The sequence below is a fragment of the Streptomyces sp. NPDC107546 genome, assembly GCF_055639175.1.
The window spans coordinates 132624-148534 of record NZ_JBVKBA010000015.1 but is presented as its reverse complement, the minus strand read 5'-3'; the positions used below and the strand labels follow the sequence as shown (position 1 = coordinate 148534).

The 15911-nt window shown below is 67.9% G+C and carries 20 protein-coding genes and 1 pseudogene; 3 read left to right on the top strand and 18 right to left on the bottom strand.

The features are described 5' to 3' along the window. From rplN to ACZ7L1_RS22820, 13 genes and pseudogenes are all read right to left on the bottom strand, one after another. A complete protein-coding gene (rplN, locus tag ACZ7L1_RS22880; protein ID WP_003998823.1) occupies positions 1 to 369 on the bottom strand; it encodes a 50S ribosomal protein L14 in 369 nt (122 codons plus the stop codon). A 225-nt stretch (positions 370 to 594) separates the two neighbouring features. Next, positions 595 to 879 (bottom strand): 30S ribosomal protein S17, encoded by a 285-nt coding sequence (gene rpsQ / locus ACZ7L1_RS22875; RefSeq protein ID WP_263231444.1) that lies wholly within the window; start codon positions 877 to 879, stop codon positions 595 to 597. Then, positions 879 to 1103 (bottom strand): 50S ribosomal protein L29, encoded by a 225-nt coding sequence (gene rpmC / locus ACZ7L1_RS22870; RefSeq protein WP_018564811.1) that lies wholly within the window; start codon positions 1101 to 1103, stop codon positions 879 to 881. The genes rpsQ and rpmC overlap by 1 nt, the downstream gene beginning before the upstream one ends. Next, positions 1103 to 1522: a 50S ribosomal protein L16 gene (gene rplP / locus ACZ7L1_RS22865; RefSeq protein WP_007494765.1), complete on the bottom strand. Its 420-nt coding sequence runs from the start codon at positions 1520 to 1522 to the stop codon at positions 1103 to 1105. The genes rpmC and rplP overlap by 1 nt, the downstream gene beginning before the upstream one ends. 5 nt (positions 1523 to 1527) lie before the next feature. Beyond that, a complete protein-coding gene (gene rpsC, locus ACZ7L1_RS22860) occupies positions 1528 to 2349 on the bottom strand; it encodes a 30S ribosomal protein S3 (protein WP_235456331.1) in 822 nt (273 codons plus the stop codon). Next, positions 2349 to 2696: a 50S ribosomal protein L22 gene (rplV, locus tag ACZ7L1_RS22855; RefSeq protein ID WP_184818458.1), complete on the bottom strand. Its 348-nt coding sequence runs from the start codon at positions 2694 to 2696 to the stop codon at positions 2349 to 2351. Before rplV ends, rpsC begins: the two co-directional genes overlap by 1 nt. Before the next feature lie 41 nt (positions 2697 to 2737). Further along, a complete protein-coding gene (rpsS, locus tag ACZ7L1_RS22850; RefSeq protein WP_041665437.1) occupies positions 2738 to 3019 on the bottom strand; it encodes a 30S ribosomal protein S19 in 282 nt (93 codons plus the stop codon). A gap of 12 nt (positions 3020 to 3031) precedes the next feature. Next, positions 3032 to 3868, bottom strand: coding sequence for a 50S ribosomal protein L2 (rplB, locus tag ACZ7L1_RS22845; protein WP_471439670.1), 837 nt, complete (start codon positions 3866 to 3868; stop codon positions 3032 to 3034). Between the two features lie 38 nt (positions 3869 to 3906). Continuing rightward, positions 3907 to 4326, bottom strand: coding sequence for a 50S ribosomal protein L23 (rplW, locus tag ACZ7L1_RS22840; protein ID WP_103837551.1), 420 nt, complete (start codon positions 4324 to 4326; stop codon positions 3907 to 3909). Next, the gene (gene rplD / locus ACZ7L1_RS22835; RefSeq protein WP_263231439.1) at positions 4326 to 4982 is read right to left on the bottom strand and encodes a 50S ribosomal protein L4; all 657 of its coding nucleotides are present in this window, start codon (positions 4980 to 4982) and stop codon (positions 4326 to 4328) included. Before rplD ends, rplW begins: the two co-directional genes overlap by 1 nt. A gap of 8 nt (positions 4983 to 4990) precedes the next feature. Beyond that, on the bottom strand, positions 4991 to 5635 hold the full coding sequence (gene rplC, locus ACZ7L1_RS22830) for a 50S ribosomal protein L3 (protein WP_263231438.1): 645 nt from the start codon (positions 5633 to 5635) through the stop codon (positions 4991 to 4993). Positions 5636 to 5653: 18 nt separating this feature from the next. Then, complete coding sequence (rpsJ, locus tag ACZ7L1_RS22825) at positions 5654 to 5962, bottom strand: 30S ribosomal protein S10 (RefSeq protein WP_003948644.1); 309 nt, start codon at positions 5960 to 5962, stop codon at positions 5654 to 5656. Positions 5963 to 6425: 463 nt separating this feature from the next. After that, positions 6426 to 6647 (bottom strand): annotated as a pseudogene (locus tag ACZ7L1_RS22820) (helix-turn-helix domain-containing protein); the annotation flags it as partial. Between the two features lie 116 nt (positions 6648 to 6763). On the opposite strand from ACZ7L1_RS22820, the gene ACZ7L1_RS22815 reads away from it, so the two are divergent. Both ACZ7L1_RS22815 and ACZ7L1_RS22810 read left to right on the top strand, forming a co-directional pair. Next, complete coding sequence (locus ACZ7L1_RS22815) at positions 6764 to 7258, top strand: ATP-binding protein (protein ID WP_471439667.1); 495 nt, start codon at positions 6764 to 6766, stop codon at positions 7256 to 7258. Positions 7259 to 7450: 192 nt separating this feature from the next. Further along, positions 7451 to 8470, top strand: a complete 1020-nt coding sequence (locus ACZ7L1_RS22810) for a helix-turn-helix domain-containing protein (protein WP_471439665.1) — start codon at positions 7451 to 7453, stop codon at positions 8468 to 8470. Positions 8471 to 8496: 26 nt separating this feature from the next. Here the strand turns inward: ACZ7L1_RS22810 and ACZ7L1_RS22805 are convergent, their stop codons facing one another. The 5 genes from ACZ7L1_RS22805 to rpsL form a co-directional block, all read right to left on the bottom strand. Next, positions 8497 to 9903: an alpha/beta hydrolase family protein gene (locus tag ACZ7L1_RS22805; RefSeq protein ID WP_471439663.1), complete on the bottom strand. Its 1407-nt coding sequence runs from the start codon at positions 9901 to 9903 to the stop codon at positions 8497 to 8499. A gap of 201 nt (positions 9904 to 10104) precedes the next feature. Continuing rightward, on the bottom strand, positions 10105 to 11298 hold the full coding sequence (tuf, locus tag ACZ7L1_RS22800; protein WP_103841183.1) for an elongation factor Tu: 1194 nt from the start codon (positions 11296 to 11298) through the stop codon (positions 10105 to 10107). A gap of 157 nt (positions 11299 to 11455) precedes the next feature. Then, positions 11456 to 13582: an elongation factor G gene (gene fusA / locus ACZ7L1_RS22795; RefSeq protein ID WP_471439661.1), complete on the bottom strand. Its 2127-nt coding sequence runs from the start codon at positions 13580 to 13582 to the stop codon at positions 11456 to 11458. 39 nt (positions 13583 to 13621) lie between these two features. Then, entirely contained in the window at positions 13622 to 14092 is a 471-nt protein-coding gene (rpsG, locus tag ACZ7L1_RS22790) for a 30S ribosomal protein S7 (protein ID WP_009330725.1), read from the bottom strand. Between the two features lie 2 nt (positions 14093 to 14094). Beyond that, positions 14095 to 14466, bottom strand: coding sequence for a 30S ribosomal protein S12 (gene rpsL / locus ACZ7L1_RS22785; protein WP_003948652.1), 372 nt, complete (start codon positions 14464 to 14466; stop codon positions 14095 to 14097). Between the two features lie 586 nt (positions 14467 to 15052). Here rpsL and ACZ7L1_RS22780 point away from each other — a divergent pair. After that, positions 15053 to 15760, top strand: coding sequence for a Crp/Fnr family transcriptional regulator (locus ACZ7L1_RS22780; protein WP_471439659.1), 708 nt, complete (start codon positions 15053 to 15055; stop codon positions 15758 to 15760). Positions 15761 to 15911 lie beyond the last annotated feature (151 nt).

The window sequence follows — 15911 nt, the reverse complement described above, 5'->3', positions numbered from 1 at the left end:
TTACAGCACCTCCGGAGCCAGCGAGATGATCTTCATGAACTTCTTCTCGCGCAGCTCACGCCCGACCGGGCCGAAGATGCGGGTGCCGCGAGGGTCGCCGTCGTTCTTCAGAATGACGGCGGCGTTCTCGTCGAAGCGGATGTACGAGCCGTCCGGACGGCGGCGCTCCTTGACGGTGCGAACGATGACCGCCTTGACGACGTCACCCTTCTTCACGTTGCCACCGGGGATCGCGTCCTTGACGGTGGCGACGATGACGTCGCCGATGCCCGCGTAGCGGCGACCGGAACCACCGAGCACACGGATGCAAAGGATCTCCTTCGCACCAGTGTTGTCGGCGACACGCAGTCGCGACTCCTGCTGGATCACGTCTATCTCCTGATCGTCTGCCGGTTCCCTCCGGCGGTTGAGCCGGAGAGCCTGGCGGAACTGTCCTGCGGGTAGCTCCCGCAGGAATTACTTAAGCCTCTTGCAAGCGAAACCCTCGCCGGGGGCCGCATCGCGGCCACGGCCCGGGGTCTGGGGCGCAGCCCCAGCGGGGGCCGGGGGCGCGGGGCCCCCGGCGGGGGTCAGCGGGGGCGGAGCCCCCGCTTATTACTTCGCCTTCTCGAGGATCTCGACGACGCGCCAGCGCTTCGACGCGGACAGCGGCCGGGTCTCCATCAGGAGGACGCGGTCGCCGACACCCGCGGCGTTCTGCTCGTCGTGCGCCTTGAGCTTGTTCGTACGGCGGATGACCTTGCCGTACAGCGCGTGCTTGACGCGGTCCTCGACGGCGACGACGACGGTCTTGTCCATCTTGTCGCTGACGACGAGACCCTCACGGGTCTTGCGGAAGCCGCGCGCCTCAGTGTTCTCAGTCACGTTGTTCTCGCTCATCAGGCGTTCTCCACCGTTTCGATGCCCAGCTCACGCTCGCGCATCAGGGTGTAGATCCGCGCGATGTCCTTGCGGACCGCCTTCAGACGGCCGTGGTTCTCGAGCTGGCCCGTCGCCGCCTGGAAGCGGAGGTTGAACAGCTCTTCCTTGGCCTCGCGGAGCTTGCCCAGAAGCTCCTCGTTGCCCAGCTCGCGCAGCTCGGACGCCTTGGTACCGGCCGACATCACGCTTCACCTGCCTCGCGCTTGACGATCCGGCACTTCATCGGCAGCTTGTGGGCCGCACGAGTGAGGGCCTCACGCGCAATCTTCTCGTTGGGGTACGACAGCTCGAACATCACGCGTCCGGGCTTGACGTTGGCGATCCACCACTCCGGAGAACCCTTACCGGAACCCATGCGGGTCTCGGCGGGCTTCTTGGTGAGCGGACGGTCCGGGTAGATGTTGATCCAGACCTTGCCACCACGCTTGATGTGACGCGTCATGGCGATACGAGCGGCCTCGATCTGACGGTTCGTCACGTACGCCGGGGTGAGTGCCTGGATGCCGTACTCGCCGAACGCAACCGTCGTGCCACCCTTGGCAGCGCCGCTGCGTCCCGGGTGGTGCTGCTTGCGGTGCTTGACCCTACGGGGGATCAGCATGTCGGTCAGGCCTCCGTTCCGGTGCTCTCAGCCGGAGCGGCGGGGGCCTCGGCCTTGGGGGCCTCGGCGCCGGCAGCCTGCTGCGGCTTGCGACCGCGCCGCTCGCCACCACGGCCACCACGGGCCGGGCGGTCGGCACCGCCACCGCGAGCCGGGCGGTTACCCGCACGGGCGGCAGCGTTCTCGGCGCGGACCTCGGCGATGTTCTTGACGTCGCCCTTGTAGATCCAGACCTTCACACCGATGCGGCCGAAGGTCGTCTTGGCCTCGAAGAAGCCGTAGTCCACGTTCGCACGGAGCGTGTGCAGGGGCACACGGCCCTCGCGGTAGAACTCCGAGCGGGACATCTCGGCGCCGCCGAGGCGGCCACCGCACTGGATCTTGATGCCCTTGGCGCCCGCCTTCATCGCCGACTGCATGCTCTTGCGCATGGCGCGGCGGAAGGAGACACGGGAGGACAGCTGCTCGGCAACGGCCTGGGCCACGAGCTGAGCGTCGGTCTCGGGGTTCTTGACCTCGAGGATGTTCAGCTGGACCTGCTTGCCCGTGAGCTTCTCGAGGTCGCCGCGAATGCGGTCGGCCTCGGCGCCACGGCGGCCGATGACGATGCCCGGACGCGCGGTGTGGATGTCCACGCGGACGCGGTCACGGGTGCGCTCGATCTCCACCTTGGAGATGCCGGCGCGCTCCATGCCGGACGTCATCATCCGACGGATGGCGACGTCTTCCTTGACGTAGTCCTTGTAGAGCTTGTCGGCGTACCAACGCGACTTGAAGTCGGTCGTGACGCCGAGCCGGAACCCATGCGGGTTTACCTTCTGGCCCATTACCGGGTTCCTTCCTTGCTGCTGACGACCACGGTGATGTGGCTGGTCCGCTTGCGGATCCGGTAGGCACGGCCCTGGGCGCGCGGACGGAACCGCTTCAGGGTCGGGCCCTCGTCGACGTAGGCCTCGGAGATGTAGAGGCTGTCGACATCGGTGTGGTCGTAGTTGTGCGCGGCGTTGGCGATGGCGCTGTCCAGCACCTTGCCGACCGGCACGGAGGCTGCCTGCGGAGCGAATCGCAGGACGGCCTGGGCCTCCGTGGCGTTCATGCCACGGATGAGGTCCACCACGCGGCGGGCCTTCATGGGCGTGACGCGGATGTACCGCGCCTGGGCCCTGGCTTCCATGGTTGTCCCTTCAGTTACTTACGTGTCTGAATGCGATCCGCTTAGCGGCGCTTCGACTTCCGGTCTTCCTTGACGTGGCCCCGGAAGGTGCGGGTCGGCGAGAACTCGCCGAGCTTGTGGCCGACCATCGACTCGGTGACGAACACCGGGATGTGGGTCTTGCCGTTGTGCACCGCGATCGTGTGGCCCAGCATGGCCGGGACGATCATCGAGCGACGGGACCAGGTCTTGATGACGTTCTTGGTGCCGGCTTCGTTCTGCGAGTCCACCTTCTTGATCAGGTGGTCGTCGACGAAGGGCCCCTTCTTCAAGCTACGAGGCATCTCAACCCGTCCTTAGCGCTTCTTGTTCGTCTTGCGGCGGCGGACGATGTACTTGTTGCTCGCCTTCTTGGGAGAACGCGTACGACCTTCCTTCTGGCCCCACGGGGACACGGGGTGACGGCCACCGGAGGTACGGCCCTCACCACCACCGTGCGGGTGGTCGACCGGGTTCATGACCACACCACGCACGGTCGGGCGAACGCCCAGCCACCGCTTGCGGCCGGCCTTGCCCCAGTTGATGTTGCTCTGCTCGGCGTTGCCGACCTCGCCGACGGTGGCGCGGCAGCGGACGTCGACCAGGCGGATCTCACCGGACGGCATGCGCAGGTGGGCGTAGGCGCCCTCCTTCGCGAGCAGCTGCACGGAGGCACCGGCGGAGCGGGCGAACTTGGCGCCGCCACCGGGACGGAGCTCGATCGCGTGGATCGTGGTACCGACCGGGATGTTGCGGAGGGCCAGGTTGTTGCCCGGCTTGATGTCGGCCCCGGGACCGTTCTCCACGGTGTCGCCCTGCCGCAGGTTGCGCGGGGCGAGGATGTAGCGCTTCTCGCCGTCGGCGTAGTGCAGCAGCGCGATGCGCGCGGTGCGGTTGGGGTCGTACTCGATGTGCGCGACCTTCGCCGGCACGCCGTCCTTGTCGTGACGACGGAAGTCGATCACGCGGTAGGCGCGCTTGTGGCCACCGCCCTGGTGGCGGACGGTCACACGACCGGAATTGTTACGGCCGCCCTTGCTGTGCAGGGGACGGACCAGCGACTTCTCCGGCGTGGACCGCGTGACCTCGACGAAGTCGGCGACGCTGGCGCCACGACGGCCCGGCGTAGTCGGCTTGTACTTGCGGATTCCCATTTCTCAGTCCTCGTCCGATATCGGACGATCCTGACCGCTTACGCGGTCGGACCGCCGAAGATGTCGATACGGTCGCCCTCGGCGAGGGTCACGATCGCGCGCTTGGTGGCCGCACGCTGGCCGAAGCCGGTGCGGGTCCGCTTGCGCTTGCCCTGGCGGTTGATCGTGTTGACCCCGGTGACCTTGACCGAGAAGACCGCCTGGACGGCCTGCTTGATCTGGGTCTTGTTGGCGCTCGGGTCCACGATGAACGTGTACTTGTTCTCGTCGAGGAGCGCGTAGCTCTTCTCGGAGACGACCGGCTTGATCAGGACGTCACGGGGGTCCGTGTACGACTTGCTCAGCGGGGTCTCGACGGTGTTCTTGCCCTCGGCGGCGTGACGACGCGCCTTGGCGACGCGCGCGGCCTTGGCGGCCTTGGCGGCCTTCGAGGCAATGGCGGGGTGACGGATAGCCATCAGACCTCGCTCCCTTCGGTGTCGGTGGCCTTCGGGCCGGACACGAAGGACTCGAAAGCGGCCTGGGTGAAGACCACGTCGTCGGAGACGATCACGTCGTACGTGTTCAGCTGGCCCGGCTCCAGGATGTGGACCTGGGGCAGGTTGCGAGCGGACAGCCACGCGGCCTCGTCGGCGCGCTCGACGACCAGGAGCAGGTTCTTGCGCTCCGAGATCTTGCCGAACAGCGTCTTGGCGGCCTTCGTGGAGGGGGTCTCGCCCTCGATCACGCCCGTGACGACGTGGATGCGGTTGTGGCGGGCCCGGTCGGTGAGGGCGTGGCGCAGGGCCGCGGCCTTCATCTTCTTCGGGGTCCGCTGCGAGTAGTCACGCGGCACGGGACCGTGCACGACGCCACCGCCGGCGAACTGCGGCGCGCGGGTCGAGCCCTGACGGGCGCGGCCGGTGCCCTTCTGGCGGTACGGCTTCCTGCCACCACCACGGACTTCGGCGCGGGTCTTGGTCTTGTGCGTGCCCTGGCGGGCAGCCGCGTTCTGCGCGACGACGACCTGGTGGATCAGCGGGATGCTGACCTTCTCCACGCCGAAGATCTCCGCGGGGAGTTCGACGCTACCGGTCTTCTCGCCGGCAGGCGAAAGGATGTCAACAGTGCTCATCGGTTACCTCAGGCCCCCTTGGCCGCGGTGCGGACCAGGACGAGGCCGCCGTTCGGACCGGGAACCGCGCCCTTGATGAGCAGCAGACCCTTCTCCGCGTCAACGGCGTGGACGGTCAGGTTCTGGGTGGTGACGCGCTCGTTGCCCATGCGGCCCGCCATGCGGACGCCCTTGAACACACGGCCCGGGGTGGCGCAGCCACCGATGGAACCGGGCGAGCGGTGCTTGCGCTGAACGCCGTGACCGGCGCCGAGGCCCTTGAAGTTGTGACGCTTCATGACACCGGCGAAGCCCTTGCCCTTGCTCTGGCCGGTGACGTCGACCTTCACACCGGCTTCGAACACCTCAGCGGTGATCTCCTGGCCGAGCGTGTACTCGGAGGCGTCCGCGGTGCGGATCTCGACCAGGTGACGACGGGGGGTGACGTCGGCCTTGGCGAAGTGGCCCTTGAGGGGCTTGTTCACCTTGCGCGGGTCGATCTCGCCGAAGGCGATCTGGACCGACTCGTAGCCGTCGACGTCGTTCGTACGGACCTGGGTGACGACGTTGGGGCCGGCCTTGACGACGGTGACCGGAACAACACGGTTGTTCTCGTCCCACACCTGCGTCATACCGAGCTTCTCGCCCAGGATGCCCTTGATCTGCTTAGCCATCTCTTCAGATCACCGGCCTCAGAGCTTGATCTCGATGTCGACACCGGCCGGGAGGTCGAGTCGCATCAGAGAGTCAACGGTCTTGGGGGTCGGGTCGAGGATGTCGATCAGGCGCTTGTGCGTGCGCATCTCGAAGTGCTCGCGCGAGTCCTTGTACTTGTGCGGCGACTTGATGACGCAGTACACGTTCTTCTCAGTGGGCAGCGGCACCGGGCCCGCGACCGACGCACCAGTGCGGGTCACCGTCTCGACGATCTTCTTCGCCGAGGAGTCGATGACCTCGTGGTCGTAGGCCTTGAGCCGGATGCGGATCTTCTGTCCCGCCATGGCTACTCAGTGGTCCTGTCTCTCTTACGCTCTGGAACCCGGCATTCCATACCCTGCCTTCCGACCCACGCGGTCGGGCGTGTCGCACCCCCGCTGACACAGATGTCCCTTGTTCGAACATCCCTGCGGGATTGCGCACGGCCCTGCGAACCGCGCCGACGGGGACCGAAAGGCCCACCGGGTGCCTGGTCGGCGCCGCGCCCACGCTTCCCGGAAGATTCCCGTACGTCCGCCCCAGCGCTGCCGTGAGGCAGTTAGGGCGACGAGTACTGTGGGACTCGCTTCCGGTCCTCCCGGCGGGAGGCGCGCAGCATCAACGCTCGACCGAGCAACTCCGACAGTTTGCCATAGGGGGCGGGGGGCTGGCCAATCGGGGCCGGAGAGATTACCCCGGGCGTGACGCGAGTCAAACACGGGACCCCCGGGAGAGGGGCGTGGCGCCTCACGGACCGTCGGTTCGAGGAGGAATGCGCTTCCCGCCCTCGATCTTGTAGACCAGGTCCTCGCCGTACCCGACGGCCTTCCCGAACTCCCCGGCCCGCATCCCCACCGCCTCGCGCCGAAGCTTCAGCTGCCTCCCCACGGTGGCGATCACCGCCAGGCCCCACTCGTCGTCCGGGTCCACCTCCCACCCGGGCTCGTCGGCCTCCCCCTTGAGCCGACCGGCGTCACCGTCCACGAGCATCCCGCGCCCCACCCTCTCCCGACAGTCCGGACACCACCGGACAACCTCCGGACAGTCACCGTACGCAACGGCGTCGTCACTGTTCACAGTAGGCAGGCGCGGCCACTCTGAGTGATGTGAATCAGGAAACCGCCGAACCCGCCGCCCAACTCGACTGCGCCATCCGCAACTTCAGCGTGCTGCTTTCCTCGACCCCGCGCGGCGCCCGCCTCGCCCGGCTCTTGGCGACCGAGCAACTGCGCACCTGGGGTGTGCCGTTGGAGGCGCCGGGCCATGTCGTCGCCGAGCTGGCGTCCAACGCGGTCACCCACGGCCGCGTCCCGGGACGGGACTTCCGCCTCACGCTCTACGTGGTCGGCGACACGCTTCGCATCGAAGTGACCGACACCCGCTGTGAACGGCTCCCCCAGCTCCGACAGCCGGCCTCCAGCTCCGAGTCCGGCCGGGGCCTGGTCCTCGTGGACGCACTCGCGGACCGCTGGGGCGTGCGGGAGGACCGCTTCCCGCGCAAGACCGTATGGGCGGAACTGCGCTGCTCGGAGCCGGAACCCGCTCCCACGGGCTTCGGACGCGAAGACGATCTCCACTCAAGGAACCCGGGGGAGAAATGACCCCACCAAGCCCCACCCGTCCGCCCCGGGTCCGGGCTCACTCGGGCGGGTGAACATCCCCGGCTCGGCTGGATTTCGCGGCCCCCGACTCCCCTACTCTCAGCGCAAACAACCGCACACATGCATCGGCCCCCGGCCGGGAGTAGCGATCCCGATCGAGGGCCTGACCACCGAGGAAGAAAGAGCTTCCCGATGGGTACCCAGAACCCTAGCGTGCCCCCGCACGCCCAGTCAGCCGTTGCCGCGAGCGAACCCCACTCCCGGGCGAATCCACGCACGCGTGCCCGCCGCAGCACCTACGGCGTCATCCACGAGAACACCCGCCACACCGCCCGCTTCACGGTGATCGGCAACCACCTCGCCCAGCACCCGGAGCTGTCGCTGGTCGCGATCGCGCTGGCCGTGCACATCCAGTCCCTGCCGAGCAACGCCCCCGTGGACATCAGGACGCTCGCCGAACGCTTCCCGGAGGGACGCAACCGCATCGCCGCGGGGCTGCGCGAGCTGGAGGCCCAGGGCTACCTGCGCCGCGTACGCGAACGCACCTCCACCGGCCGGATCATCACCCGCACGATCAGTTGCAACCAGCCGAAGGCACCGCGCCACCGCAAGCCTGCCCAGTCGCCCGTTCCGGTCGCCTCCACAGGGGTGGTGGACCCACCGAACTGCAACACTCCCGGGAAGTGTGTCGCACCCGCGGACTCGGCCCCCCAGGAGCACACCTCCCACAGAAAGCCCCGCGAACCCCGCAAGAAGCACCCCCTGCCGACCGTCCCCCACCCGGCGTACCCCTCCCCCACCCTCCTCCAGACGGCCACCGACCTCCTCGCCACCCTGCACCAGCAGGACCCCCGCCTGCTGCTCAGCGCCTGCGACACGGCCCACCTCGCCCCCGGCGTCGCCGCCTGGCTGCAACGCGACGTGTCCCCCACCGCCGTACGCCATGCCCTGACCACCGACCTCCCACCCGAGGCCCTGCGCCGCCCGGCCGCCCTCCTGGCCCACCGCCTCACCGCCCGGCTGCCACCCCCGCCCCCGTTCCGCGCACCGACCGAGCCCCCACCCGTCCGGCACCCCCTGCGCAACTGCGACGGCTGCGACCGCGCCTTCCACGCACCCGAGCCCGGAGCACGCTGCCGCGACTGCCGCACGGCAGCAGCCGACCGGACCGGCGCTTCGTCCGTCCCCGGCCCTTCGTACGCCGACTGGTGAGCGGCCAGGGCGGCCGTGGCTCCAGGTCAACTCCCCGCCAACCTCTCCCCCAGCCAGTCGAACACCACCTCGCAGTGCTGCCGCGGAGCCATCGGTGAGCAGTGGAGTTGGGCGCCCGTCGCCGCAGTGAGCTTGACGTAGTCCTTGGGCGCCCTCAGCTTGTCGTACATCTGTGCCGCCTGGCCGGGGTAGAACTGCTCGTCCTGGTAGTCGAGGACCAGGGTGGGGGCCTTGATGCGGCCCACGACGTCTGTGATCGTCAGCGACCGGATGAGGCTCGCCGGGGTGTGGAAGTCCGTGAACATCCTGCCCCTGCGGGCCGCGAGCATCGCCGGGGCCGAGAACGGCTCGAAGCGTTTCTTCAACGTCGCCGCGTCGGCCGGGGACAGCTCCGGTACGACCTCCTTGTTCCAGACGGCGTTGGTCTCCGTCTTGTTCGGGGTGAGGATCTTCCGCAGCTCCGGAGGAAAGCCGAGCCACGGCTCCAGGCAGCCGGGCATCGCCACCAGGGCCGCGATCCGCTGCTCGAAGGCCGCCGCGCGGGGAGCCAGGCAGCCGCCCATGCTCAGCCCCGTGAGGGCGATCCTGCGGGCGTCCACGTCGGAGCGGGCGACCAGCCAGTCGACGAGCGTCCGGATTACGTTCTCCCAGCGTGGGGTGAACACGACCCGATCGATGAAGATCAGCCGGCCCTGGCCCGGTCCTTCGTACACCAGCGCGTTCCAGCCCCGGTCCAGGGCGGCGGACACGCCGTACGTCCACATGTCGACGTTCTGTCCGTCGCTGCCGTTGGTGAGGATCACGGTGGGGCGGGGCCGTCCCGATGCGTCCGGGCGGAAGAGCCACACGGGCAGCGGGGTCCTCCCGTACGGGACGTTCGCCGTCACCGGTGCCGGGTCGCACAGTCCGCAGAAGGTGTCCCAGGCGCCGCGCCCGGCCCGGTACAGCGCCTCCTCGCCGCCGGGATCCTCGGAACCGAGGACGAAGAAGAGCGCCTGGGCGTAGTACTGCGAGGCCCGCAGGGCGCGGAAGAGCCGGGTCTCCCGGTCGGGTCTGCTGCCCTCGGGCGCCTTCAGCAGCCGGTCGCCCAGGTTTCTGAAGGTCTGGACGTACGTCTGTGCGGAGAGGCCGGCCCTGTTGATCGCGTTCACGGCGGTGAGCACCTCGCCCACTTCGCTGCTGCGCTGACCGGCCGCGCCGAGCGCCAGGAGCCCGCTGAAGTTGAACTCCGGGTTGTCGAAGAGCGTCATCGCGCCGGGGGCCGGGACGTCGACCGTCGCGGAGGCCGACGCTGCGGCCACCGGCCCGCGCCCCGGCCAGGTGTCCGTGGCCGTGCATCCGGCCGCCAGCAGGGCTCCGGCCGCACCGGCGAGCCCGGCCAGGGTGCTGCGCCTGCTGGGTCCGGTCCCCGGGGCAGCCGTTGGGTTCTCCATGCCGCAGGAAGGTAGGACCGCGCCCGTCCCGCCCCTCCGTACGACACCTGCCGTTCCCCCGAACAGCCTCGGGGATCAGCTCGGCCAGGGCACCCGTCCAGCACTCGCTCGTGACAACGCGAAGAGGCCCGCACGACCGAAGTCGTGCGGGCCTCTTCAGGTCAACTGACCCAGCGGGTCAGACCATCGAGCAAGCGGAACTTACTTGACGATCTTGGTGACCTGGCCGGCGCCCACGGTCCGACCACCCTCACGGATGGCGAACTTGAGGCCCTCCTCCATGGCGACGGGCTGGATGAGCTCCACCTTCATCTCGGTGTTGTCACCCGGCATGACCATCTCGGTGCCCTCGGGGAGGGTCACCACGCCGGTCACGTCCGTCGTACGGAAGTAGAACTGCGGGCGGTAGTTGTTGAAGAACGGCGTGTGGCGGCCACCCTCGTCCTTGGACAGGATGTAGGCCTGCGCCTCGAACTCGGTGTGCGGGGTGACCGAGCCCGGCTTGATGATGACCTGGCCGCGCTCGACGTCCTCGCGCTTGATGCCGCGGAGCAGCAGACCGACGTTCTCACCGGCCTGGCCCTCGTCGAGCAGCTTGCGGAACATCTCGATGCCGGTGACCGTGGTGGAGGTCTTCTCCGGCTTGATGCCGATGATGTCCACGGTCTCGTTGACCTTCAGGACACCGCGCTCGATACGGCCGGTGACGACCGTACCGCGACCGGTGATCGTGAAGACGTCCTCGATCGGCATCAGGAACGGCTTGTCGACGTCACGCTCGGGCTCCGGGATGGAGGTGTCGACGGCGTTCATGAGGTCGAGGACCGACTGGGTCCACTTCGGGTCGCCCTCGAGCGCCTTCAGAGCGGAGACCTGGACGACCGGAACGTCGTCGCCCGGGAACTCGTACTCGGTGAGGAGCTCACGAACCTCGAGCTCGACGAGCTCCAGGATCTCCTCGTCGTCCACCATGTCGGCCTTGTTCAGGGCGACAACGATGTACGGCACGCCGACCTGGCGGGCCAGGAGCACGTGCTCCTTGGTCTGCGGCATCGGGCCGTCGGTGGCGGCGACCACCAGGATGGCGCCGTCCATCTGCGCCGCACCGGTGATCATGTTCTTGATGTAGTCCGCGTGACCCGGGCAGTCGACGTGGGCGTAGTGACGCGACTCGGTCTGGTACTCGACGTGCGCGATGGAGATGGTGATACCGCGCTGGCGCTCCTCGGGCGCCTTGTCGATGTTGTCGAACGGGGTGGCCTCGTTCAGGTCCGGGTACGCGTCGTGCAGCACCTTGGTAATGGCGGCCGTGAGGGTCGTCTTACCGTGGTCGATGTGACCGATGGTGCCGATGTTGACGTGCGGCTTAGTCCGCTCGAACTTCGCCTTCGCCACTGGGGTCCTCCTGTGGAGTGGTTCTGTACGCCTTACTCATCGGCGCCAGGTGATCTTTGCTGGGGTGCCGGCCGCCGGGGTCGCTCCCACCCGGGTGAAACGGGGGTTTGAAACTCCGGCGGTCGGTGTCAAGCCTAAAGCGTGTGAACGGGGTGCGTTACTCGCCCTTGGCCTTCGCGATGATCTCCTCGGCGACGTTCCGCGGAACCTCGGCGTAGGAGTCGAACTGCATCGAGTAGCTCGCGCGACCCGACGTCTTGCTGCGGAGGTCGCCGACGTAGCCGAACATCTCCGACAGCGGAACCAGGCCCTTCACGACACGGGCGCCGGCACGCTCCTCCATGGCCTGGATCTGGCCACGGCGGGAGTTGATGTCACCGATGACCTCGCCCATGTAGTCCTCGGGCGTGGTGACCTCGACGGCCATCATCGGCTCGAGCAGCACGGGGCTGGCCTTGCGCGCGGCCTCCTTGAAGGCCTGCGAACCGGCGATCTTGAAGGCGAGCTCTGAGGAGTCGACCTCGTGGTAGGCACCGTCGTGGAGGATGACGCGCACGCCGGTCATCTCGTAACCGGCGAGGATGCCGAACTGCATGGCCTCCTGCGCACCGGCGTCCACCGAAGGGATGTACTCCTTCGGGATACGGCCACCGGTCACCTTGTTCACGAACTCGTACGAGGTGTCGCCACCCTCGAGCGGCTCGATGCCGATCTGCACCTTCGCGAACTGACCGGTACCACCGGTCTGCTTCTTGTGGGTGTAGTCGACGCGCTCGACGGCCTTGCGGATCGTCTCGCGGTACGCCACCTGCGGCTTGCCGACGTTGGCCTCGACCTTGAATTCACGGCGCATACGGTCGACCAGCACCTCGAGGTGCAGCTCGCCCATACCACCGATGATGGTCTGGCCGGTCTCCTCGTCCGAGTGGACCTGGAAGGACGGGTCCTCCTCGGCCAGGCGCTGGATCGCGACGCCGAGCTTCTCCTGGTCGCCCTTCGACTTGGGCTCGATGGCGACCTGGATGACCGGCGCCGGGAAGTCCATGGACTCCAGGATGACCGGGTTCTTGTCGTCGGACAGCGTCTCACCGGTGGTGGTCTGCTTCAGGCCCATGACGGCGACGATGTCACCGGCGCCCACCGACTCGATCTCCTCACGCTTGTTGGCGTGCATGCGGTAGATCTTGCCGATGCGCTCCTTCTTGCCCTTGACGGAGTTCAGCACGGCGGTGCCGGACTCCAGGCGGCCGGAGTACACGCGGACGAAGGTGAGCTTGCCGAGGTGCGGGTCGCTCATGATCTTGAACGCCAGCGCGGACAGCGGCTCCTCGTCGGACGGCTTGCGCTTGACGACCTCCTCCGGGTTGTTGACCGCGTGGCCCTCGATGGCCTCGATGTCGACCGGGGACGGCAGGTAGCGCACGACCGCGTCGAGCAGGGGCTGGACGCCCTTGTTCTTGAACGCGGTGCCGCAGAACACCGGGGTGACGGTGGTGCCGGTGCCCTTGCCGGACGCGATGGTGATACGACGGATCGCCGCGTACAGCTGCTCCTCGGTGGGCTCCTCGCCCTCGAGGTACAGCTCCATCAGCTCCTCGTCGTTCTCCGCGACGGCCTCGAGCAGCTTGCCGCGCCACTCCTCGGCGGCCTCGGTGTGCGTGGCCGGGATGTCGACGACGTCGTACATCTCGCCCTTGGTCGCCTCCGCGGACCAGACCAGGGCCTTCATGCGGACCAGGTCCACAACGCCCTTGAAGTCGGCCTCGGCACCGATCGGCAGCTGCATGACCAGCGGCTGCGCACCCAGGCGGTCGGAGATCATGTCGACGCAGCGGTGGAACTCGGCACCGGTGCGGTCGAGCTTGTTGACGAAGCAGATGCGGGGAACGCCGTAGCGGTCCGCCTGACGCCACACCGTCTCGGACTGCGGCTCAACGCCGGCAACGCCGTCGAACACCGTCACGGCACCGTCGAGCACGCGCAGGGAGCGCTCCACCTCGACCGTGAAGTCGACGTGGCCCGGGGTGTCGATGATGTTGATGGTGTGGTCGACGTTCTCCAGCGGCCAGTGACAGGTGGTGGCAGCAGAGGTGATCGTGATGCCACGCTCCTGCTCCTGCTCCATCCAGTCCATGGTGGCAGCGCCGTCGTGGACCTCACCGATCTTGTACGAAACGCCGGTGTAGAACAGGATCCGCTCGGTGGTGGTCGTCTTGCCCGCGTCGATGTGGGCCATGATGCCGATGTTGCGCACCCTGGCCAGGTCAAGCGAAGTGGTAGCCATAAGGCTTCAGTCTTCTCTCGGTTCTCGATGGGGTAGCGACTACCAGCGGTAGTGCGCGAAGGCCTTGTTGGACTCGGCCATCTTGTGCGTGTCCTCGCGCTTCTTGACGGCCGCACCGAGGCCGTTCGAAGCGTCGAGAAGCTCGTTGAGCAGACGCTCGGTCATGGTCTTCTCGCGACGGGCGCGGGAGTAACCGACCAGCCAGCGCAGCGCCAGGGTGTTGGCTCGGCCGGGCTTGACCTCGACCGGGACCTGGTAGGTGGCGCCACCGACACGGCGGGACTTGACCTCGAGGGTCGGCTTGATGTTCTCCAGAGCGCGCTTGAGCGTGATGACCGGGTCGTTGCCGGTCTTGTCGCGCAGGCCCTCCATGGCGCCGTAGACGATGCGCTCGGCGGTGGAGCGCTTGCCGTTCAGCAGCACCTTGTTGATCAGGGAGGTCACCAGAGGAGAGCCGTAGACCGGGTCGATGATGACCGGACGCTTCGGGGCGGGGCCCTTACGAGGCATTCTTACTTCTCCTTCTTGGCGCCGTAACGGCTGCGGGCCTGCTTGCGGTTCTTGACACCCTGGGTGTCGAGGGAGCCACGGATGATCTTGTAGCGAACACCCGGCAGGTCCTTCACACGGCCGCCGCGCACGAGCACGATGGAGTGCTCCTGCAGGTTGTGTCCCTCACCCGGAATGTAGGCCGTGACCTCGATCCCGCTGGTCAGACGCACACGCGCGACCTTACGCAGGGCCGAGTTCGGCTTCTTCGGGGTGGTCGTGAACACACGCGTGCAGACGCCGCGACGCTGAGGAGAACCCTCGAGTGCGGGCGTCTTGTTCTTCTCGACCTTGTCCTGCCGGCCCTTGCGGACCAGCTGCTGGATCGTAGGCACTACTTCTCCGGTTTCTGTGTGCCGATGGGTACAGCTAACCTGGAACGTCGCCGACCCACGCGGTCGGGTGTGTCGAATCCCGCAGATTCCCGCCGCTAGGCGAAAAGGGCGCAGATTACGGTGGCCGGTCACGGCTCCCGGTGCGGTGTGAAGGCACGCACGAGAGCCAGGGCACACCCCAGGCACAAGGTCTGAGCGTACCTACCGCATTCGCTGCGGTCAAAACAAATGGGCCCCACCGGCAGCGCCGTGCGGAGCATGTCAAGACTCCGACCCCTCCGTGATCTTCGAATCGGCGGTCGCTGCCCGTTTTGAACACCATCGTGCCCTGCCCACCCATCGTGCCCTGCCCACGGCTGCGGTACACGCCCTGCCCCTGCTGCCAGGTCTGCCACGACGGACACCGCGACTGCGACACGGGCACCTCCCCGGAACTCCGGAGTCCCTCCATCATCCTCCCGATGCGCCGCACCCGTCGGCGCCACCGCCCGCGCCTGCCGCCGGTTTACCGATCCGGTGTTCATGGCCGGGACATGTTCAGTACGTTGAGCGGTCGCGGTACGGATCAGCCGGGACGGGGGAGTTCATGACCACGGCAGGCTTACCGGGAGAGACCGGACTCGACGACCGGGTGCCCTTCCTGGCGCGCCTGGAGAAGCAGGACCGTGAGACGCTCCTCGGTCTGGGCCGCGAGCTGGGCTTCCGGCCACGGGATGTCCTGCTCCACCAGCACGAGCCGTCCTCGTACGTCGTCTTCGTCACGCACGGCTGGACGAAGGTGACCGCGGCCGCCGCGAACGGGTACGAGGCGCTGCTCGCACTGCGTGGGCCCGGCGACATCGTCGGCGAGTCCGCCGCGCTGACGGGGCGGCCGCGCTCCGCGACCGTCACCGCGCTGGAGCCGGTACGCGCGGTGGCGGTCGACCGGAACCGCTTCACCGAGTTCCTGTCCCGGTCCCCCGCCGTCTCGTACGCGCTGCTCGGGCTCACCTCCGACCGGATGCGCGCGGCCGACCAGCGACGCCTGGAGTTCGCCTCGCTGAGCGTGCGGGAACGGCTCGCGGCCCTCCTGCTCGAACTCGCCCACACCAACGCGCGCTACACGGAGGCCGGCGTCGAGCTCCTGGTCCCCCTGAGCAAGCAGGAGCTCGCCGGATCCGTCGGAGCGTCGCGGGAGATGGTCCAGCGGCTGCTGAAGGAGCTGCGGGAGAAGGGCGTGGTGCTGACGGGCCGGCGGACTCTGCGGATCGTCCGGATGGACGTGCTGCGGCGCATCGCACGCACGGAGTTCTGAACCGCGTCGGCGGGTTCCGGGGAAGCGTGTGGCTCGCTGATACGCCCCCGCGACGCGGGGTGTCGCCGGCACGGCACCACATCGGTGCCGAAGGCCCCACTGTGCACACGGTCACAGTTCGAGTGCGTCATCCGCCCTCTTCCCGGAGCCG